Source organism: Agromyces sp. NPDC055658 (assembly GCF_053618155.1).
The window spans coordinates 1-20,009 of the sequence record NZ_JBSHHD010000043.1 but is presented as its reverse complement, the minus strand read 5'-3'; the positions used below and the strand labels follow the sequence as shown (position 1 = coordinate 20,009).

18 protein-coding genes are annotated in these 20,009 nt (G+C 72.1%); 6 read left to right on the top strand and 12 right to left on the bottom strand.

Features of this window, described 5'->3' with window-relative positions:
• Positions 1-125: 125 nt before the first annotated feature.
• From ACWGPE_RS16655 to ACWGPE_RS16645, 3 genes are all read right to left on the bottom strand, one after another.
• Entirely contained in the window at positions 126-1,412 is a 1,287-nt protein-coding gene (locus ACWGPE_RS16655; RefSeq protein WP_275506721.1) for a GAF domain-containing protein, read from the bottom strand.
• A gap of 77 nt (positions 1,413-1,489) precedes the next feature.
• Positions 1,490-2,641, bottom strand: a complete 1,152-nt coding sequence (locus tag ACWGPE_RS16650; protein WP_231431371.1) for a PrsW family intramembrane metalloprotease — start codon at positions 2,639-2,641, stop codon at positions 1,490-1,492.
• Between the two features lie 65 nt (positions 2,642-2,706).
• On the bottom strand, positions 2,707-4,107 hold the full coding sequence (locus ACWGPE_RS16645) for an FAD-binding oxidoreductase (RefSeq protein WP_452049106.1): 1,401 nt from the start codon (positions 4,105-4,107) through the stop codon (positions 2,707-2,709).
• 75 nt (positions 4,108-4,182) lie between these two features.
• On the opposite strand from ACWGPE_RS16645, the gene ACWGPE_RS16640 reads away from it, so the two are divergent.
• Positions 4,183-5,712 (top strand): AlkA N-terminal domain-containing protein, encoded by a 1,530-nt coding sequence (locus tag ACWGPE_RS16640; protein WP_231431373.1) that lies wholly within the window; start codon positions 4,183-4,185, stop codon positions 5,710-5,712.
• 31 nt (positions 5,713-5,743) lie between these two features.
• Positions 5,744-6,415 carry a FadR/GntR family transcriptional regulator gene (locus ACWGPE_RS16635; protein ID WP_231431374.1) on the top strand — a complete coding sequence of 224 codons (672 nt, stop codon included), beginning with the start codon at positions 5,744-5,746 and terminating at the stop codon, positions 6,413-6,415.
• A 111-nt stretch (positions 6,416-6,526) separates the two neighbouring features.
• Here the strand turns inward: ACWGPE_RS16635 and ACWGPE_RS16630 are convergent, their stop codons facing one another.
• The 7 genes from ACWGPE_RS16630 to ACWGPE_RS16600 form a co-directional block, all read right to left on the bottom strand.
• Positions 6,527-7,516 (bottom strand): ABC transporter substrate-binding protein, encoded by a 990-nt coding sequence (locus ACWGPE_RS16630; RefSeq protein ID WP_231431375.1) that lies wholly within the window; start codon positions 7,514-7,516, stop codon positions 6,527-6,529.
• A 104-nt stretch (positions 7,517-7,620) separates the two neighbouring features.
• Positions 7,621-8,670 carry an ABC transporter permease gene (locus ACWGPE_RS16625; protein ID WP_452049105.1) on the bottom strand — a complete coding sequence of 350 codons (1,050 nt, stop codon included), beginning with the start codon at positions 8,668-8,670 and terminating at the stop codon, positions 7,621-7,623.
• Positions 8,667-10,193 carry a sugar ABC transporter ATP-binding protein gene (locus ACWGPE_RS16620; protein ID WP_275506717.1) on the bottom strand — a complete coding sequence of 509 codons (1,527 nt, stop codon included), beginning with the start codon at positions 10,191-10,193 and terminating at the stop codon, positions 8,667-8,669. Before ACWGPE_RS16620 ends, ACWGPE_RS16625 begins: the two co-directional genes overlap by 4 nt.
• The gene (locus ACWGPE_RS16615) at positions 10,190-10,630 is read right to left on the bottom strand and encodes an RbsD/FucU family protein (RefSeq protein ID WP_231431378.1); all 441 of its coding nucleotides are present in this window, start codon (positions 10,628-10,630) and stop codon (positions 10,190-10,192) included. The genes ACWGPE_RS16620 and ACWGPE_RS16615 overlap by 4 nt, the downstream gene beginning before the upstream one ends.
• Before the next feature lie 112 nt (positions 10,631-10,742).
• Entirely contained in the window at positions 10,743-11,585 is an 843-nt protein-coding gene (locus ACWGPE_RS16610; RefSeq protein WP_452049104.1) for an amidohydrolase family protein, read from the bottom strand.
• A complete protein-coding gene (locus ACWGPE_RS16605; protein WP_231431380.1) occupies positions 11,582-12,547 on the bottom strand; it encodes an aldo/keto reductase in 966 nt (321 codons plus the stop codon). Before ACWGPE_RS16605 ends, ACWGPE_RS16610 begins: the two co-directional genes overlap by 4 nt.
• Entirely contained in the window at positions 12,544-13,860 is a 1,317-nt protein-coding gene (locus tag ACWGPE_RS16600; protein WP_452049103.1) for an L-fuconate dehydratase, read from the bottom strand. Before ACWGPE_RS16600 ends, ACWGPE_RS16605 begins: the two co-directional genes overlap by 4 nt.
• 147 nt (positions 13,861-14,007) lie before the next feature.
• Here ACWGPE_RS16600 and ACWGPE_RS16595 point away from each other — a divergent pair, with 147 nt between their 5' ends.
• The 3 genes from ACWGPE_RS16595 (at position 14,008) to ACWGPE_RS16585 (ending at position 16,773) form a co-directional block, all read left to right on the top strand.
• The gene (locus ACWGPE_RS16595; RefSeq protein WP_452049102.1) at positions 14,008-14,856 is read left to right on the top strand and encodes a fumarylacetoacetate hydrolase family protein; all 849 of its coding nucleotides are present in this window, start codon (positions 14,008-14,010) and stop codon (positions 14,854-14,856) included.
• A 40-nt stretch (positions 14,857-14,896) separates the two neighbouring features.
• Entirely contained in the window at positions 14,897-15,664 is a 768-nt protein-coding gene (locus ACWGPE_RS16590) for an SDR family NAD(P)-dependent oxidoreductase (RefSeq protein ID WP_376931088.1), read from the top strand.
• 233 nt (positions 15,665-15,897) lie between these two features.
• Positions 15,898-16,773: a fumarylacetoacetate hydrolase family protein gene (locus tag ACWGPE_RS16585; protein WP_452049101.1), complete on the top strand. Its 876-nt coding sequence runs from the start codon at positions 15,898-15,900 to the stop codon at positions 16,771-16,773.
• A gap of 15 nt (positions 16,774-16,788) precedes the next feature.
• On the opposite strand, the gene ACWGPE_RS16580 is transcribed toward ACWGPE_RS16585, so the two are convergent.
• A complete protein-coding gene (locus tag ACWGPE_RS16580) occupies positions 16,789-17,709 on the bottom strand; it encodes an alpha/beta hydrolase (protein WP_452049100.1) in 921 nt (306 codons plus the stop codon).
• An 83-nt stretch (positions 17,710-17,792) separates the two neighbouring features.
• On the opposite strand from ACWGPE_RS16580, the gene ACWGPE_RS16575 reads away from it, so the two are divergent.
• Positions 17,793-18,224 carry a MarR family winged helix-turn-helix transcriptional regulator gene (locus ACWGPE_RS16575; protein ID WP_231431386.1) on the top strand — a complete coding sequence of 144 codons (432 nt, stop codon included), beginning with the start codon at positions 17,793-17,795 and terminating at the stop codon, positions 18,222-18,224.
• A 74-nt stretch (positions 18,225-18,298) separates the two neighbouring features.
• On the opposite strand, the gene ACWGPE_RS16570 is transcribed toward ACWGPE_RS16575, so the two are convergent.
• Positions 18,299-19,762, bottom strand: coding sequence for an aspartate ammonia-lyase (locus ACWGPE_RS16570; protein ID WP_231431387.1), 1,464 nt, complete (start codon positions 19,760-19,762; stop codon positions 18,299-18,301).
• Positions 19,763-20,009: the final 247 nt, after the last annotated feature.

Here is a 20,009-nt window from a genome sequence, read left to right as displayed (position 1 = left end):
GCCCCGTGCTGGGACGACGTCACCGTAGGCCGGGCGGGGTTGCGTCCCGGTTGCCCGGACGTTGCACCTGCGTTGCGCCCGGTCGACGGGATGCGCGGACCACGCGGTCGACGGGAGACGGCCGGTCAGCCGAGCGCCGCGTCGAGTCGCTCGAGGTGGGCGACGACCGACGCACGGCGCGGCGACCGCGGGGGCAGCAGCCGGAGCACGGCGCGCCAGAGCTCGACGTCGTCGCGCCCCTCGTCGCGCTCGGCGTAGTCGAGGAGGAGCTCGGGGGCGGCATCCGCGAGGAGTGATTCGCGAAGTCGGCTCGCCACCTCGGCGCGGATCTCGACGATGCCGGGCGCGGCGGAGTCGGGCAGCAAGGGCCCCTGGTACGCGTCGAGCGCCCGGCGGCGGGCGCCGCGGCGCAGGCGCGCGAGCACTTCGTGCGCGTCGAGGGCGAGCGGCCGGACGAGGCGGTAGGGGCGAGACGCGACCGGAGGCTCACCCGCGGCGTCGAGCGTTCGCCGCAGCCGCACGAGTTCGGCGCGCAGGGTCACCGTGCTCGACTCGTCACCGTAGACGAGTGCGGCGAGGCGCTCGGCAGGAAGGCCGCGCGGATGCCAGGAGAGCAGCGTGAGGATCTCGGCGTGGCGGAGGCCGAGCTCGCGACCGCCGAGACGGGGGCGGCGCAGGCCGAGCACGTCGAGCGCGGTCGCCGCGGGCTCGACCGGCCGGATCCGCGTCCGCCGGAGCGTGCTGCGCACGGCGGACTCGAGGTGCGCGAGCTTGAGCTCGGCCTCGACCGCGGCCACCGTCGCCATGACGAGTGGGAGCGTGTGCGGAGCCACCGCGTGATCGGTGCCCGTGATGTCGATGACGCCCAGCACGGCGCCCGTCTGCGGGTCGTGCACCGGAGCTGCGGTGCAGCTCCATGGATGGACGATGCGGTTGAAGTGCTCGGCGCCGCGGATCTGGACGCCGCGGTCGACCTGGAGCGCCGTGCCGGGCGCGTTCGTGCCCACCGTCGACTCCGACCAGTCGGCGCCCGCGACGAACAGCATGTCCTCGGCCCGATGCCGAAGCGCGGGATCGCCCTCGACCCACAGCAGGCGTCCGTGTTCATCGCCGACGGCGACGACCAGGCCGGCCTCACCCGCATCGTCGACGAGCAGCCGCCGGATCACGGGCATCACCGGTGCGAGCGCGTGCGTCTCGCGGTAGGCCCGGAACCCGTCCTCATCGAGCTCCATGCTCGGCAGCGCGTGCGCCGGGTCGATCGCCCCGCGGAGCGCTCGCTCCCACGAGGCGCGAACCACCGGCCGGAGCGTCGGGGGCACCGCGCCCGAGGCGAGGGCGTCGTCCTGGGCACGCAGGAGTCGGTCGCGCAGGGCATCGGCATCGAAGCCCCGAGGGGGTCGCTGCGGCACGGGCACGCCGTCTCCGATCGCGTCGTTGCGGATGCCGACATCATATCCGGTGGCTCGCCTCGCCGCCGTTGCGGTCCTCAGCGCATGAGCGCCGCACGCTCGGACACGATCGCGGCGAGCAGCGCCTGCTCGTCGGCGACCGACTTCGCCCCGCCCACACCCGACGCGATCCGTTGCCGGGCGAAGGCGAGGTGCGTGGCGTCGGTGATGAGCCGTCGCATTCCCGCCGTCCGCGGCGGGCGCTGTGCACGAGCCCACGCCAGTGCCTGTCGTCGGCCGGCCGGCGTCGCGAGCAGGTCGACCTCCGCCGGGCTGAACCAGCCCGCGGCCGCGTACTCGCCGAGCCGGCGGCGCGTCGTGCGCACCTCCTCGCGACGCAGCAGCACGGCCAGCAGGACGGCACCGGCGAAGATCGGCACCTGCACGGTGAGGTAGAGGCCGACCGCGTCGTCTCCGAAGGCGAGCGAGCCGTTCCAGAGCGCGTGCAGCGCGATCGCGGCGAGCAGTCCGAGCAGGAACCAGCCGATCACGCCGCCGCCTGCACCGCGTCGCGCGGCGATGCCGATCGCGAGCCCCGTGCAGGCGGTGAACAGCACGTGCGCGAACGGCGAGAAGATGCCGCGCACGACGAAGGTCGCGCCGAGCGATTCTGCACCGCCCTCGATGAGGGCGGACCCGAAGTAGATGATGTTCTCGGTGAAGGCGAAGCCCGCCGCGACCGTCGCGGCGTAGACGAGCCCGTCGACCGGCCCGTCGAACTGCCACCTCGCGAAGGCGTAGACGAGCAGCACGCCCAAGCCCTTCGCGACCTCCTCGACGACGGGCGCCTGCACGACGGCCCCGACGGCCTCGTCGGCCCCGCCGCCGGGCGAGACGAACGCCACCGCGAGCTGCACGCCGAGATCGACGACGAGCGCGACGACGACCGAGACCGCCGCGCCCCAGAGGAACGCGAACCACAGCGCGCCGCGCGGCTCGGGCTCCCAGCGGTCGACCCAGCGGATGGCGAGCAGCACGCCGGCCAGCGGCACGAGGGCGAGCAGGGAGCCGATCACGAGGGTCGAGGCGCCGAGCGCGATCGCAAGGTAGGCGATCACGAGCAGTGCGGCGAATCCACCGAGCACGATGCCGATCACGGCGAAGACGGTGCCGCCGCTCCGCGCCCGGACGGGCGCCGCCCAAGCGGGGGCGGCGGGTTGCGGGGCTGGGCCGGGGGCGACGTGGCTCACCGGGGCAGCCTACCGAACCGCGGCGGTCCTTCGGCGGCGTGGAGACCTCCTCCGTTCCCGGCGCGTCAACCGGCCGGCGCGGATGCCTCGAACATGACGCCGGGATTCAGGATGCCGGTCGGATCGAAGGCGGCCTTGACCGCCCGCTGGAGCTTGAACACGTCGTCGCCGAGCTCCTCGGCGAGCCATCGGCGCTTGAGCACGCCCACCCCGTGCTCGCCGGTCAGGGTGCCGCCGAGTGCCACGGCCGCGCGGAACATCTCGTCGGCCGCCGCCCAGATGTGCTCGGGCACCTCGTCTCCCGTGAACACGAAGTTCGGATGCAGGTTGCCGTCGCCGGCGTGCGCGATCGTCGGGATCTCGACGCCGCGTCGTGCCCCGATCTCCTCGATGGCGCGGAACATGGCCGGCAACGCGCTGCGCGGCACCGCGACGTCCTCGATGAGCACCTGGCCGCTCGCCGCGAGCGCCGGGTGCATCGCCCGCCGGATGTCGAGCAGCCGCTCGCCCGTCTCTGCGTCGTGCGAGAGCGTGACCCGTCCGCCCGCCGCGGCGAAGAGCTCGGCGATGCGCGCGGCCTCGGCGGCCGCGGAGCCGTCGTCGGCCTGCGCGATGAGGAACGTCTCGCCCGGTGCCGTCGTCTCGAGCGGCGTGCCGGCGAGCGCGTCGTCACCGAGGTACGCGGCGACCCTGGCCACGACGCCCGCGTCCATGAGCTCGAGCACCGCGGGTCGGATGCGGGCGGCGGTGACCGCCGCGCACGCGGCGGCCGCGGCCTCGACGTCGGTGAACGCGGCGGCGACGGTCACCGGGGTGCCCGCCGTGATCGGCCGCAGCCGCACGGTCGCTTCGACGATGACCCCGAGGGTGCCCTCGGACCCCGTGAAGAGGGCGGTGAGGTCGTACCCCGTGACGCCCTTGACCGTGCGGTGGCCGAGGCGCACCAGGCGGCCGTCGGCGAGCACCACCGCGAGGCCCAGCACCGCCTCGCGGGTGACGCCGTACTTCGCGCAGAGCAGGCCTCCGGCGTTCGTCGCGATGTTGCCGCCGATCGATGAGATGGCGCGGCTCGCCGGGTCGGGCGCGAACCAGAGCCCGAGCGGGGCGAGCGCATCGTTGAGGTCGCCGTTGATGACGCCCGGCTCGACGACCGCGAGCTCGTCGGCCTCGGAGATCTCGATGATGTGGTCCATCCGCGAGAGGTCGAGCACGATCGCGCCCGGGCTCGCGATGGCGCCGCCGGCGAGGCCGGTGCCGGCGCCGCGCACGACGACGGGGGTCGCGGTCGCGTGCGCGATGCGCATGACCGCCTGCACGTCGTCGACCGACCCCGCGTGCACTACGGCGAGCGGCGGGCTGTCGCTGCGCCATCCCGAGCGGTCTTCGCGGGTCGCCTCGAGCGCGGCCGGGTCGACGGTGACGGCGGCGCCGAGGGCGTCGTTGAGCTGGGCGAGGACGTGCGGCATGCCTCAACCCTAGCCACGCCGCGGCGACGTCCGATTTCCGCGAGTTGTTGTCGGCGGCCGTGCGAGGCTGAGTGCATGACCATCTCCGCCACGCGCATCGAGGACCCGCTCGACGACCCGGTCTTCGCCGAGCGCTACCGAGCCATGCAGGCGCGCGACGCACGGTTCGACGGCCAGTTCGTCACCGGCGTGCACTCGACGGGCATCTACTGCCGGCCGAGCTGCCCCGCCGTCGCGCCGAAGCCCGGCAACGTCAGCTTCTACCTGACCGCCGCGGCCGCGCACGACGCCGGGCTGCGGGCGTGCAAGCGGTGCCTTCCCGATGCCGTGCCCGGCTCCCCCGAATGGGACCTCCGCGACGACCTCGCAGCCCGTGCGATGCGCCTCATCGCCGACGGCGTCGTCGAACGCGAGGGCGTGCCCGGCCTCGCCGCGCACCTCGGCTACACGCCGCGGCACCTCACCCGCGTCGTCACCGCCGAGCTCGGCGTCGGGCCGCTGGCGCTCGCTCGAGCGCACCGCGCCCAGACCGCGCGGGTCCTCCTGACCTCGACCGACCTCCCGACCGCCGACGTGGCGTTCGCGGCAGGCTTCGGCAGCGTGCGGCAGTTCAACGACACGGTCAAGGCGGTCTACGAGCGCACCCCGCGACAGCTGCGCCTGACCGCGCGATCGGCCGAACGTCGCGTACCGAGCGGCGACGGGCTCGTGCGACTGCGCTTGCCCGCGCGCGCCCCGTTCGACGCAGCCGGCGTCTTCGCCTGGCTCGCCGCGCGGGCCGTCGACGGGGTCGAGGTCGCCGACGGCGGCCGTTTCACGCGATCGCTGCGCCTTCCGGGCGGCCCGGCCGTCGTCTCGCTCGAGTCGAGCGGCGACGAGCGGTCGCCCGCGATCGAGGTGGAGGCGCGGCTCGCGTCGCTCACCGACCTGCCCCCGCTCGTGGCCCGCGTGCGCCGCCTCTTCGACCTCGACGCCGACGCCGTCGCGATCGATGCCGCGCTCGGCGCCGACCCGGCCCTCGCTGCATCGGTCGCCGCGCACCCCGGCCTCCGCATGCCGGGCTGCCTCGACGCGCACGAACTCGTCTTCCGGGCGCTCATCGGCCAGCAGATCTCGGTCAGGGCCGCGCGCACGACGCTGTCGAGACTGGCGGCCGAGCTCGGCGAACCGCTCGTGCCGGGCGATCGGCCCGGCCCCGTCGGCGGCGAAGGGCTGCTGCGGCTCTTCCCGACCGCGTCGGCGATCGCCGAGCACGGCATCGACGTGCTGCGCGGCCCGGCGACCCGGATCCGCACGATCATCGACGTCGCCTCACGCCTCGACTCCGGCGAACTCGTCGTCTCGGCCGACCGCGATCGCGGCGAGCTGTACCGCGACCTGATCGTGATTCCCGGCATCGGCCGCTGGACGGCCGGCTACGTGGCGATGCGGGTCACCCGGGCGCCCGACATCCTGCTGACCAGCGACCTCGCCCTGCGCGCAGGTGCCGAGCGCCTCGGACTGCCCGGTTCCGCAGCCGAGCTCGACGCGCTCGGCGCAGCATGGGCGCCGTGGCGCAGCTACGCGTCGATGCACCTGTGGCGCGCCGCAGCCGCAGAGATCTGATGTCTGGCGCCGGACGCGCTACGATTCCGGCATGGCCGTCACCGACGAAGCGATCCTGCGCATCAAAGAGATGATCATGTCGGGCGAGCTCGCGCCCGGTGATCGCCTGCCGCCCGAGAAGGAGCTGAGCGAGCGGCTCGGCCTCTCGCGCTCGTCCCTCCGCGAGGCCGTGAAGGCGCTTGAGGTGATCCGCGTGCTCGACGTGCGCCGCGGCGACGGCACGTACGTCACGAGTCTCGAGCCCCGGCTGCTGCTCGAGGCGATGTCGTTCGTCGTCGACCTGCACGACGACCATTCGGTGCTCGAGATCTTCGCGGTGCGTCGCATCCTCGAACCGGCCGCCGCCTCGCTCGCCGCCCGGCACGCGGCCGAGCCCGACCTCGAGCGTCTCCGGGAGTCGGTGGCGGGCGTCGATCACGCCGCCGACGTCGAGGGCCTCGTCGCCCACGACCTCGAGTTCCACCGAGGCATCGCCGACGCGACCGGCAACAGCTATCTCGCGAGCCTCATCGACTCGCTCTCGAGCCACACCGTGCGCGCCCGCATCTGGCGCGGCATCACCCAGGAGAGCGCCGTCGAGCGCACCCTGCAGGAACACCATGCGATCCTCGACGCGATCGCCGCGGGCGACGCCGAGCTCGCCGCGGCGCTCACGGTGGTGCACGTGTCGGGCGTCGAGCAGTGGCTGCGTTCGGCCCTCTGATCCGCTGAGCGCCCGCGCCGCGTCCGCCTGGGTGCGCCCGCGCGGGGCCTCGCCCGCCACGAAGAAGGGGGCGCCGGCCGAAGCCGGCGCCCCCGAGGCGTCCCCAGGGCGTCACTCGTAGAGGACGGCCTGGATCTCCTCGTCGTCGATGTTCGACGCGTCGTACCAGTAGAACCCGGTGTCGATCGTCTTCGGCAGCTCCTCGCCGTCGATCGCCTCGACCGCGGCCTTGACGGTCTCGTAGCCGATGCCGATCGGGTTCTGCGTGATCGCGCCGAGCATGAGCCCGTCGCGGATGGCGTCCATCTGCGCCTTGCCCGAGTCGAAACCGACGACCGCGAGCTTCGCGGGGTCGATGCCGAGCTCCTTCACCGCCTGCACGACGCCGATCGCCGAGCCCTCGTTCGAGCCGTAGATGCCCTTGAGGTCGGGGTGGGCGGCGATGATGGCCTTCGCGAGGTCGGCGGACTTCGCCTGGTCTCCGCCGCCGTACTGGACGTCGACGATCTCGATGTTCGGCTCGTTCTCCTCCATGTACGACACGAAGCCGTCGCGGCGCTGCTGGCCGGTCACCGAGGTCTGGTCGTGCACGACGAGCGCCACCTTGCCCTCGTGGCCGACGGCCTCGGCCATGTGCTTCGCGGCCTCGGCGGCGGCGGCGAGGTTGTCGGTCGCGGCGGTCGTCAGCGGGATGTCGCTCTCGACGCCCGAGTCGAACGCGATGACCGGGATGTTCGAGTCCTTCGCCTGCTGCAGCAGCGGGCCCGCGGCCTGGCTGTCGAGCGCGGCGAACCCGATCGCGGCGGGGCTCTTGTCGAGGGCGGTCTGCAGCATCTGGATCTGCTGGTCGACGTCGGCCTCGGTGTCGGGGCCCTCGAACGTGATCTCGACGTCGAACTCCTCGGCCGCCTGCTCGGCGCCCGTCTTCACGGCCTGCCAGAACTGGTGCTGGAAGCCTTTCGAGACCAGGGCGACGTACGGCTTCTCGCCGCTGCCGCCGTCGGCGGATCCCGAGTCGCCGCCGTCGCTCGCGCAGCCCGCGAGGATCAGGGCCGCGGCGACGGCGCCGACGACGGCGCCCAGTGCGCGCTTCTTGAACATGCTCACTCCTTGGTGTAGGTGGTGCAGGTGGTACTTGTTGGGGGTTGGGGTGGTGGGTGGTGCCGCGGCCCCGCCTGCGGGCGGATGCCTCGGCCGAATGCCGCTCAGGCGCGTCGGCGCCGCAGCATGTCGAGGTAGACGGCCACGAGGATGACGATGCCGACCGCGACCGACTGCCACTCCTGCGGGACCGAGATGATGCGCAGGCCGTTCGTGAGCACGGCCATGATCAGTGCGCCGATCACGGTTCCGACGATCGAGCCCTTGCCGCCCTGGAGCGACGTGCCGCCGATGACGACGGCGGCGATCGCCTCGAGCTCGAGCCCCATGCCGCCCGTCGGCTGGGCCGACGAGAGGCGCGAGGCGCTGAGCACGCCGGCGAGTCCGACGAACAGGCCCGCGAGCGTGTAGATGATGATCTTCCAACGCCGCACGTTCACGCCCGACAGCGCGGTGGCCGCCTCGTTCGAGCCGATCGAGAACGTGTAGCGGCCGAGGATCGTCTTCGACAGCAGCACGGCGGCGACGACGATCATGACGATGAAGATCGCGACGCCGAGCGGGAACCGCATGCCCGGGATGATCGACAGGTTCATGATCGACTGGAACTCGGGGGTCTCCGAGAAGTAGATCGGCTTCGTGCCCGAGATCACGAGCGAGAGGCCTGCGGCGATGAGCATCATGCCGAGCGTCGCGATGAACGGCGGGATGCCGAGCACCGAGACGTTCACGCCGTTGACGAGCCCGATGAGCGCGCCGAACAGGATCGTCGCCGTGACGCCGGCCCAGAGAGGCCAGCCGAGGTAGGTGAGGAACACGCCCGCCATCACGCCGCAGAGCACCATGCCGGTGCCGATCGACAGGTCGATGCCGCCCGTGATGATGACGAACGTCGTGCCGAGCGCGAGGATGCCGGTGACGGTCGCCGCCGTGAGGATCGACACGAGGTTGTTGGCGGTGAAGAAGTGCGGACTCGCGAACGAGAACACCGCGACGATCACGATGAGGCTCGCGAAGGCGAGCAACTGCTGCAGCGAGCCGCGCAGCCACGCCGTTCGGGGCTTGCCGGCGTCGATCGCGGCGTACGCGCTCGTCGACGGCGTCGTCGCGGCGTCGGGGCGGCCGGATTCCGGTTTCGTCGTGGTCGGGCTCATCGTGCGATCGTTCCTTCGCTTGAGAATCGGGTTGCGTAGTCCATGAGGTTCTCCTGGGTGGCCTCGGCGTTGTCGAGCACGGCGGTCAGCCGGCCCTCGGCCATGACGGCGATGCGGTCGGAGAGGCGCAGCACCTCGGGCAGCTCCGACGAGATCATGACGATCGCCTTGCCCTCGTCGGCGAGCCGTCGCAGCAGCACGTAGATCTCCTCTTTCGCGCCCACGTCGATGCCGCGGGTCGGCTCGTCGAAGATGAGCACGTCGCAGTCCTTCACGAGCCACTTCGCGATGACGACCTTCTGCTGGTTGCCGCCGGAGAGGTTCTGGACGAGCTGCGCGGTCGAGGGGGTCTTGATGCGGAGCCGCTCGACGTACTCGCGCCCCGTGGCCTCGATGCGCCGGTCGCGCACGAAGCCGAGGCCCGAGGCGTAGTCGCGCAGCGACGAGAGCACGATGTTCTCGCGCACGCTGCGCTCGAGCAGCACGCCGAGCTGCTTGCGGTCCTCGGAGAGGTAGCCGATGCCGAGCCGGGCCGCCTCGGCCGGGTTCGCGATGTCGACCGCCGTGCCGCGGATGCGGATCTCGCCGGACTCGCGCCGGTCGGCCCCGACGACGGCGCGGGCGACCTCGGTGCGTCCCGCGCCCATCAGCCCCGCGAAGCCGAGGATCTCGCCCGGGTACACCTCGAAGTCGACGTCGCGCAGGAGGTGCTTGGTCGAGAGGCCGCGCACGGAGAGCACGGGCTCGCCCTCGGGATGCCTCGGGACCGGCCGCTGCTCGCCCTTGATCTCCCGACCGACCATGAGCGAGATGATCTCGCGCGGCTCGGTCTCGGCGGTCACGCGGGTGCCGACGTACCGGCCGTCGCGCAGCACGCTGACGCGGTCGGAGATGCGGGCGAGCTCCTCCATGCGGTGGGAGATGTAGATGACCCCCGTCTCCGGCGTGCGGAACCGCTCGATGAGCCCGAACAGCACGTCGACCTCGGCGTCGTTGAGCGCCGCGGTCGGCTCGTCCATGATGAGGACCTTGGCGTCGAACGAGAGCGCTTTCGCGATCTCGACCATCTGCTGCCGGGCGACCGTCAGCCGTTCGACCCGCTCGGCGGGGTCGAGTGCGAGGCCGAGCCGGTCGAACAGCTCCTGCGCCCGGCGGTTGAGCGCCCGGTCGTCGAGGAACAGCCCGGCCTGCCGTTCTTCGCGGCCGATGAAGATGTTCTGCGCGACCGTGAGGTCGGGCATGAGGTTGAACTCCTGGTGGATGATCGAGATGCCGAGCTCCTGCGCTTGGCGCGGACCCTCGATCGACAGCTCCCGGCCGTTGAGGCGGAACGTGCCGGCGTCGGGGGTGTAGATGCCCGCGAGCAGCTTCATCAGCGTCGACTTGCCGGCGCCGTTCTCGCCGACGAGGGCGAGTACTTCGCCGTGCCGGAGCTCGAGCTGCACGTCGGCGAGCGCCTGCACGCCCGGGAAGCCCTTGCTGACGCCCTCGACCTCGAGCAGGGCGCCGGTCGCCGCGGTCACTGCGCCGCTCCCGTCGACCGGTAGGCGTTCACGACGCCCTTGCGCAGGACGAGGTTGCCGTAGGGCCGGAGCTCGCCCGTCCGGACGATCAGTCGAGCGCCGGCCGCCCGCTCGTAGAACGCGAACCGCTCGAGCTCGCCGACGCGGTCGTCGGCCACGGCCGCGGCCGCGACGAGCTCGTGCTGCACGGGCAGCCGCTCGCCGCCCTCGGCGGTCATGAGCAGCACCGACGCGCCCTCGTAGCCGTCGAGCGGCACGACCGTGCGGATGGCCTCGACCACCTGCGCGGCGGCGATGCCTGGTGCTTCGACGACGGCGGCGCCGACCCGGTGCGCCGGGAAGTTCGCATCGGCGACGACGAGTTCGTCGCCGTGGCCGAGCCGATCGAGCGCGGCCAGCAACTCGCCGCCGAGGATCGGGTTGATGCCACTCAGCACGTGGGCCTCTCTTCCTTGAGATGTGGTGATGAGTGTACTACTCATCCGATGTTTCATGAGGTTTCAGCGATGAACGTTGCGAATCCGTAGCGAAAGCGGCGCAGAGATCGGATTACTCAAGGCAATACACCCGCTCGGCCGTACCGCCGAGGACCGCGGCCAGCTCGGACGGGGCCAGGTCGTCGAGGCACGCGCGCATCACGCGCCAGGTCGATGCGTAGCCGCCGTGCGGCACCGACATCGGCCAGTCGCCACCGTACATGAGCCGGTCGGCGCCGAACAGGTCGAGCGCGACCTCGAACGACGGTCGCACGGACGACTCGTCGAAGGCGACCCCGGGCAGGTGGAGCCCCGAGAACTTCGCGACCGTGTTGGGCAGGGCGGCCGTCGCGGCGAACTCCCGACGCCACTCGTCGAAGCCGTCGCCACCGACGGGCGGTTTCGCCAGGTGGTCGATCACGACGGTGAGCCCGGGGAGCTCAGCCGCGAGGCGACGGGCGGCACCGAGGTGGCGCGGCCACGCATCGGGCACGTCGAACGCGAGGCCGCGCGCTGCGACCTCGGCGAGCGACGACCGCACGGCCGGCAGGTCGAGGAAGTCGTCGCGCGGGTCGACGTGCACGAGATGGCGGATGCCTCGGAGCCGACGCTCCTCCGAGAGGTCGTCGAGCGCGTCGATCGCGGCAGCGGTGTCGTCGAGGGGCACCCAGCCGACGACGCCGGCCACCCACTCGTGCCGCGCGGCGACGTCGAGCATGAATCGGGTGTCGGCGGCGGAATCGGCGGCCTGGACGAGGATGGCCGCGTCGATTCCGGCGGCGTCGAGCTCCACCCGGGCGTCGCCGGGGCCGAAGTCGGCGTAGAGCGGTCCGAGCTCGGGCGTGATCCAGGGGTAGGCCCCCTCCGAGCGGGTCCACAGGTGGAGGTGGGCGTCGATCGTGCGGGCCGCGGTCATGGGATGAGCCCCTCTTCGCGGAGTCGCGACCAGAGCCCGTCGGGCAGCGGGGCGTGCACGCGCCGCGCGTTCTGCGCGATGTCGGCGGCGCGAGCCGACCCGACGACGACCGCGCGCACCGCGGGATGCTGAAGCGGGTACTGGATCGCGGCGACGGGCAGTTCGACGCCCTCGGCCTCGCACGCCGCGGCGAGCCGGCGCGCGCGCTCGAGCAGCCGGGGAGGGACGGCGCCGTAGTCGTACCGCGCGGTCGCGCCCGGCGTCGAGGTCGCGAGCAGGCCCGAGTTGAACACCGCGGCCGCGACCACCCCGACGCCCCGCTCGCTGCAGAGCGGCAGCAGTTCGGCGAGCGCGGGCTGCTCGAGCAGGGTGTACCGCCCGGCGATCATGACGAGGTCGAGGTCGCCCTCGCGAACGGCTCGCGCCGCGGCATCCGCGCTGTTCGTGCCGATGCCGATCGCGCCGACGACACCCTCCTCCCTGAGCCTGGCGAGCGCGGGGAGGCCCTCGGCCAATCCCCGGTCGAGGTCGTACGCGTCGGGGTCGTGGAGGTACGCGATGTCGATGCGGTCGATGCCGAGCCGCTCGAGCGAGTCTTCGATGCTGCGCCGGATGCCCGCCTCGCCGGGGTCGAAGCGCCGCACGGTGCGGTCGGGCACCGCGAAGTCGAAGGCCATGTCGTCGCCGCCCGAGAAGTCGGGGTTCGGGTCGAGCACCCGGCCGACCTTCGTCGAGACGACGAACTCGTCTCGCGGTCGGTCGCGCAGGGCCTCGCCCAGCCGGCGCTCCGAGAGGCCGAGGCCGTAGTGCGGCGCGGTGTCGAAGTACCGGACGCCCGACTCCCACGCCGCGTCGACGGCGGCACGGGCGTCGTCGTCGCTCACCTCGCGATAGAGATTGCCGATCGAGGCCGCCCCGTAGCCGAGGGGACCGAGACGCTCGGCGGTGAAGGGTCCGCTCATGCGGGCACCTCGGTCGGGTCGTCGATCACGTGCGAGCCGCGCCAGGTGTAGCGCTCGATCGATGCGGCGAGCATCTCGGTGCCGGCACCCGGCGCGGTCGGGGTGAGGTAGCGCCCCCGCTCGACGACGGCGGGCGTGGCGAAGTGCTCGTGGAGGTGGTCGACGAACTCGATCATGCGTCCCTCCATGCTGCCGGAGAGCGCGACGTAGTCGAACATCGAGAGGTGCTGCACCGCTTCGCACAGCCCGACGCCGCCGGCGTGCGGGCACACGGGCACGCCGTACTTCGCCGCGAGCACGAGGTTCGCGAGGTTCTCGTTGACCCCGCCGACGCGCGCCGCGTCGATCTGCATGACGTGCATGCCGCCGGCCTGCAGCAGCTGCTTGAAGACGATGCGGTTCTGCACGTGCTCGCCCGTGGCCACGCGCACCGGCGCGACGCCGCGGGCGATCGCGGCGTGGCCGAGGACGTCGTCGGGACTCGTCGGCTCCTCGATCCAGGCGAGGTCGAACCCGGCGAGCGCTCGCACCCATTCGATCGCCTCGTCGACGCCCCAGCGCTGGTTCGCGTCGATCGCGATCGGGAAGTCCTCTCCGACGGCGGCCCGGGCGATGCCGAGCCGGCGGATGTCGTCGTCGAGCGAGGCGCCGACCTTGAGCTTGATCTGCGGGTAGCCGTCGGCGACGGCTTCGCGGCAGAGCCGGTCGAGCTTCTCGTCGGAGTAGCCGAGCCAGCCGGGCGTCGTCGTGTACGCGGGGTAGCCGCCTTCGAGGAGCTTCGCGGTGCGTTCGGCGCGCCCGGGCTCTGCGGCGCGGAAGAGCTCGAGCGCCTCGGCGGGGGTGACGGCGTCGGAGATGTAGCGGAAGTCGATGAGGGCGACGAGCTCCTCGGGGCTGAGCCCGGCGAGCAGCTGCCAGAGCGGGAGCCCGGCGCGCTTGGCCTTGAGGTCCCACAGGGCGTTGAGCGCGGCGCCGATCGCCATGTGCATGACGCCCTTCTCGGGGCCGAGCCAGCGCAGCTGCGAGTCGTGCGCGAGCAGGCGCCAGGCCGCGCCCATGTCGCCGAGCAGGGTTTCGACGTCGCGGCCGAGGAGATGCCCGCGGAGCGCGTCGAGCGCGGCGACCTGCACGTCGTTGCCACGGCCGATCGTGAAGACGAAGGCGTGACCGGCGAGCCCGTCGGCCGCATCGGTGCGGATGACGAGGTAGGCGGCCGAATAGTCGGGGTCGGGATTCATCGCATCCGACCCGTCGAGTTCGAGGGAGGTCGGGAACCGGATATCCCGGGTGTCGACACTGACGATCCTGCTCATGGCGTCCTTTCGTGGGCGCCTTGAGCATAAACATCGGATGTCTCGGATGTCAACCGCCTCGGAGTATGCAAGAATCGCCGTGAATCATCACCAAGCCTCGCGCATACTTCAGATGTTCGCGTGCCCGTGACCGGAAGGACCACCAGAATGAGATTCGCCAGGCTCGGCGACGCCGGCTCCGAGATCCCCGTGCTGCTCGACGGCGAGCGCGTGCTCGACCTGCGGGGCCTCACCGCCGACATCGACGGCGCCTTCCTCTCCGGCGACGGCCCGGATCGCGCCGCGGCCGCACTCGCGGCGGGGCGGCTGCCCGAGCTCACGGGCGCAGCCGGCCTCCGCGTCGGAGCGCCGATCTCCCGACCGGGCGCGGTCTACTGCATCGGCATGAACTACGCGGCGCACGCCGCGGAATCGGGGTCGGCCCCGCCCGAGCAGCTCGTGATGTTCATGAAGTCGCCGAACACGGTCGTCGGGCCCGACGACGACGTGACGATCCCGCCGGGCAGCGAGAAGACCGACTGGGAGGTCGAGCTCGGCATCGTGATCGGGCGACGCGCGAGCCGGCTCCGCTCCCCCGCTGAGGCGCGTGCGCACATCGCCGGGTTCGTGACGGCCAACGACCTCTCGGAGCGCGACTGGCAGCTGGCGGTCTCGGGCGGTCAGTGGTCCAAGGGCAAGAGCGCACCAGGGTTCTGCCCGACCGGCCCGTGGCTCGCGACGCCCGACGAGCTCGACGCCGACGACGTGCGCCTGCGCAGCTTCGTGAACGGCGGGCCCCGCCAGGACTCGCGCACGAGCGACCTCATCTTCGGCATCGACACGATCGTCTGGGAGCTCAGCAGGTTCCTCGCGCTCGAGCCCGGCGACCTCGTGCTCACGGGCACCCCCGAGGGCGTCGCCCTGTCTGGCCGCTTCCCCTACCTTCGTGCGGGCGACGTCGTCGAGATCGAGATCGACGGGCTCGGCCGCCAGCGCCAGCGCTACGTCGACGCCTGAACCCCTCCCCGAAGCAGTGAACGATCTCCAAGGAGCGAACATGAGCCAGCAGCCGACCGGCCCCGGTGAGTTCGACGGCCTCGTCGCCGTCGTCACGGGCGGGGCGTCGGGCATCGGCGCCGCGATCGCGACGCGCCTGCGACGCGGGGGCGCCAGGGTCGCGGTCTTCGACCTCCGGCCCGAAGCGTCCGACGCCGACCTGGCGGTCGCCGTCGACGTCGCCGACGACGCGAGCGTGCGGGCGGGGGTGGAGCGCGTCGTCGCCGAGTTCGGCCGGCTCGACATCGTCGTGAACAACGCCGGCATCGGCGCCCAGGGCACGATCGAGGCGAACGCCGACGACGAGTGGCACCGGGTGCTCGACATCAACGTGCTCGGCATGATGCGGGTCGCCCGTGCGGCGCTGCCGCACCTGCGGCGGTCCCCCGCCGCCGCGATCGTCAACACGTCGTCGATCGCGGCGACCGCGGGCCTGCCCGAGCGGGCGCTCTACAGTGCGAGCAAGGGCGCGGTCTCGGCGCTGACCCGCGCGATGGCGGCCGACCACCTGCGCGAGGGCATCCGCGTGAACGCGGTCAATCCGGGCACGGCGGACACCCCGTGGATCGGCCGGCTGCTCGCCCAGGCGCCCGACCCCGCGGCGGAGCGCGCCGCCCTCGAAGCGCGCCAGCCCCACGGCCGGCTCGTGGCCGCCGACGAGGTCGCCGGCGCCGTCGCCTACCTCGCGAGCCCGGCCTCGGGCTCGACGACGGGCATCGAGGTCGCAGTCGACGGGGGCATGCAGGAGCTCCGGTTGCGTCCCGCCTGACCCGGCGACGCTACGGCTCACCTGCTCCGGCGGGACCGTTTTCGGTCCGGCGGGATGCCGCGAGGCATCCGGGCCTGACCGGGAACGACCGCCGGAACGCGTCGTAGGCCACGCGCGGGAGGCGAGATCCTTTCGCATCATGGAATTCGACTGTCGCCTTCGTGGAAGGTCGCCGCCGTCGGCTTGTACATGTCGACAAACGATCCCGGCGTACGGCGCGATAGCGTGGACGAGTGAAGTTCGCGCACCTGAGAGCCGAAGGCCAATCGACCCCACGGCTCGCGGTGGTCGTCGCCGAAGCGGCGCTCTTCCTCGACGAGGTGCTCGAGCACTGCCCCCGAGACCTGCAGGACCTCATCGAACGCGGCCCTGAGGGCCTCGCCGAGGTGCGCGCCGCCGTCGACACGGCTCTCGAGGCCGGCGCCGAGCTCACGCCCGTGAGCGAACTGCGCCACTCGTCGGCCGTGCTGCGGCCGCCGCACATCCTGGCCATCGGAGCGAACTACGCGGCCCACTCGCAGGAGCTGAAGCTCCGCCACGAGACGGCGCCGACGATCTTCTCGCTCTGGCCGAACTCCCTCGGAGCGCACGGCGCGACGACGACCTGGCCCGAAGACCTCACCCACCAGGTCGACTACGAGGCCGAGCTCGGCGTGATCATCGGCCGGCCCGCCCGCGGCGTGCACGAGCGCGACGCCCTCGACTACGTCTGGGGCTACACCGTCGTCAACGACATCACGGCGCGAGACATCCAGTTCTCCGAGGCCCAGTGGTCGCGCTGCAAGTCGTTCGACGGCTTCACCCCGACCGGGCCGGTCGTGGTGACCGCCGACGAAGTCGCCGACCCGCAGGACCTCTGGCTCACCACGAACCTCGACGGCCGCATCCTGCAGGACGCCTCGACCGGCGACATGGTGCGCAGCGTCCCCGAGATCATCGCGTACCTCTCGCGCTCGGCGACCATCCCGCCGGGCACGCTCATCTCGACCGGCAGCCCCGGCGGCGCCGGCTACTCGCGCAACCCGCAGGTGTTCCTGCAGGACGGCTCGACCGTGACGGTGTCGATCGGCGGCATCGGGTCGCTCACGACGCACTGCCGCGTGATCTGACGCCACGCCGCCCGATCACGACACGAGCTCCGCTCGACCGATGCCCGCGCCGAGGTGCCGACCGAGGAAGGCGCCGGCCCGATCCAGTGCCGCCGTCGACGCCTCGAGCGCGTCGAGCGACGTCTGGTAGTTGTGCGGCGCCCGGGCAGCCGCCTCGAGCACGACCTCGACGTCGTCGTGCGCCGCGTTGGCCGCGAGCCGCACTGCGTCGTCGAGCAGGAGCTCACGGGTGCCCACCTGCACGAGCATGGGCGGCAGGCCGCGGAGGCTTGCGAACACCGGGCTCGCGAGCGGCGACGCCGCGACCTCGGCGGCGCCGCCTTCCGGGAGGTAGCGATCGGCGTAGCCGCGGATGTCGGCCTGGCTGAACAACGGGTCGTCGCCGACCCGGTCCGTGAACGAGTCGCCGCTGAGCGTCAGGTCGGCCCACGGTGAGAACACCGCGACGGCCGCCGGCATCTCGAGCCCGGCGTCGCGTGCGGCGACGAGGGTTGCGACGGCGAGCCCGCCGCCGGCCGAGTCGCCCGCGACGACCAGACGCCGCCCGCCGACCCGATCGACCAGCTCGCGAAATGCGGCGAGCGCGTCGTCGACGGGCGCCGGAAAACGATGTTCGGGTGCGAGCCGGTAGTCGAGCGAGTAGGCGGTCGTCCCCGCCCGCTCGGCGAGCGCCGCCGCCATGCCGACGCCGGTCGCGGCGGAACCGATGACGTACCCGCCGCCGTGCAGGTAGAGGAGTGCCCCTGCTCCCCCGTCGCCGGGCACGAGTTCGATCGCCGGACGGCCGCCGAGCACCGTGTCGCGGGCCGCGAACCCCGGGGGCGGCGGGACGGCGCCCGCGGCGAACGCGGTCCGCATCTCGGCGACGGTGGCGTCGGCGGCGAACCTCGACGCGGCGTAGTCGCCCGAGAGTCGGTCGAACTCGAATCGTGACATGGGGCTCCTCCTCGCGTAGATTGCTTCCCAGGAATCGATATTACGGTCAATCAGATTCCTGTCAATCTAATTACGAGGAAACAATGTCCGCCGATCTCGCCCTCTTCCTCCAGCTCGTGCGCGTCGAGACGCTCTGGTACGAGCGGCTCTCCGACGAGTTGCAGGCGGCGCACGGGTTGCCGCTGTCGAGCTACGACGTGCTCAACGTCGTCGCCACCGTCGAGGCCTGCCGGGTGCAGGACATCGCACGAGAGATCGGCATCACGGTGGGGGCCGTCAGCAAGGCCGTCGATCGGCACGAGCAGGCCGGATGGGTCGCTCGGCGCGCGAATCCGGCCGACCGCCGGTCGTCACTCGTCGAACTCACCGGCGAAGGACGTCGCCTCCTCGACGAAGCGACCCCCCTCGTGGCGACGTCGCTCCGAGCGCGCCTCGCCGTGCTCGACGCCGGTCGGCGTGCGGCGCTGGCCGACGCCCTCGCCGCGCTCCGCGAGGCACTCGACTCCCCCGCCTGACCGCACCGGTGCGCCCGCAGAGACGGGATGCCTCGGGCCGACGTCGGCGAGACGCCCTTCCCGAGGCATCCGCGTCACTCGTGCGGTTCGCCCTGCAGGTGCTGCACGGGGATGACGGTCGTGATCGGCCGGATGCCCGACAGCTTCGACGGCTGCAGCTGGGCGACGACCTCGTCACGGCTCATGAGGCCGGCCTCGACGACGAGGTCGGCGACGGGCCGGCCGCTCGCGAGGGCGAGCTTCGCGAGCTTGGCCGCCTCGGTGTAGCCGATGAACGGGATGAGCGCGGTGATGACGCCGACGCTCGAGGCGACCATCTGCTCGAGGCGCTCGGTGTTCGCGGTGATGCCGTCGACGCAGTTGACGCGGAGCGTCCAGCAGGCCTGGCGCATCCACGTGATCGACTGCAGCAGCGAGTGCGCGATGACCGGCTCGAAGGCGTTGAGCTGCAGCTGGCCGCTCTCGGCCGCCATCATGACGGTGACGTCGGCGCCCGCGACCGAGTAGGCGACCTGGCTCACGGCCTCGGGGATGACCGGGTTGACCTTGCCCGGCATGATCGACGAGCCCGCCTGCATGGGCGGCAGGTTGATCTCGCCGAGTCCGGCCTGCGGGCCCGACGAGAGCAGTCGCAGGTCGTTGCAGATCTTCGAGAGCTTGATCGCACTGCGCTTGAGCGCGCTCGAGAACGTCATGAACACGCCCGTGTCGCTCGTCGCCTCGATGAGGTCGGGCGCCGTCTCGAGGCGCAGCTCGGTGATCGCGCTCAGGTGCTCGACGACGGATGCCGCGTAGCCGGGGTCGGCGGTGATGCCGGTGCCGATCGCGGTCGCCCCGAGGTTGACCTCGCCGAGCAGCTTGATCGTCTCGCGCAAGCGGTCGATGTCCTCGCCGAGGGTCGTCGCGAAGCCGTGGAACTCCTGGCCGAGCGTCATCGGCACGGCATCCTGCAGCTGCGTGCGGCCGACCTTCAGCACCTCGTGGAACTCGCGGCCCTTGCGGCTGAACGCGATGCGCAGCTGGTCGAGCTCGACGAGCATCGTGCGCAGCGAGAACGCCATCGCGATCTTCACCGCGGTCGGATACGTGTCGTTCGTCGACTGGCTGCGGTTGACGTCGTCGATCGGGTGCAGCACGTCGTAGCGCCCCTTGGGGTAACCCGCGATCTCGAGCGCGAGGTTCGCGATGACCTCGTTCGCGTTCATGTTCGTCGACGTGCCCGCCCCGCCCTGGATGACGCCGACGATGAACTGGTCGTGCAGCTCGCCGTCGATGATGCGCTGGCACGCCTCGTCGATCCACGCGGCCTTCTGCTGGTTCAGCACGCCCACCTGCCGGTTCGCGCGCGCCGCCGCCTGCTTGACCGAGGCGAGCGCCACGACGAGTTCGGGGTAGACCGAGATGGGGCGCTTCGAGATCGGGAAGTTGTCGAGCGCCCGCTTGGTGTGCACCCCCCAGTAGGCGTCGGCCGGAACCTCGACCGAGCCGAGCGAATCGGTCTCGGTACGGGTCGCCTCGGTCGCTTCGGGCTCGTGCATCAGTGTTTCCTCCACGGAGCCGTGCGCCGCGTCGGGGATCGACGCGCCGGACCGGCTCCATCGCCTCGGTGAGCGCGGGATCGCCGCGCGGTCGTCGCCTCGAGCCTACCGTTCGGGTGATGCCGCTTTCCGCATCCGGGCGTCCGGAGAGTGCCCGCCGTCGGGACGCTCTGCCCGGCTCGCGACCCACCGTCGCCCCGTGGCGGCCATGGCACCGGCGGAAGCACGGAGCGGCGGCGGGCGCCCC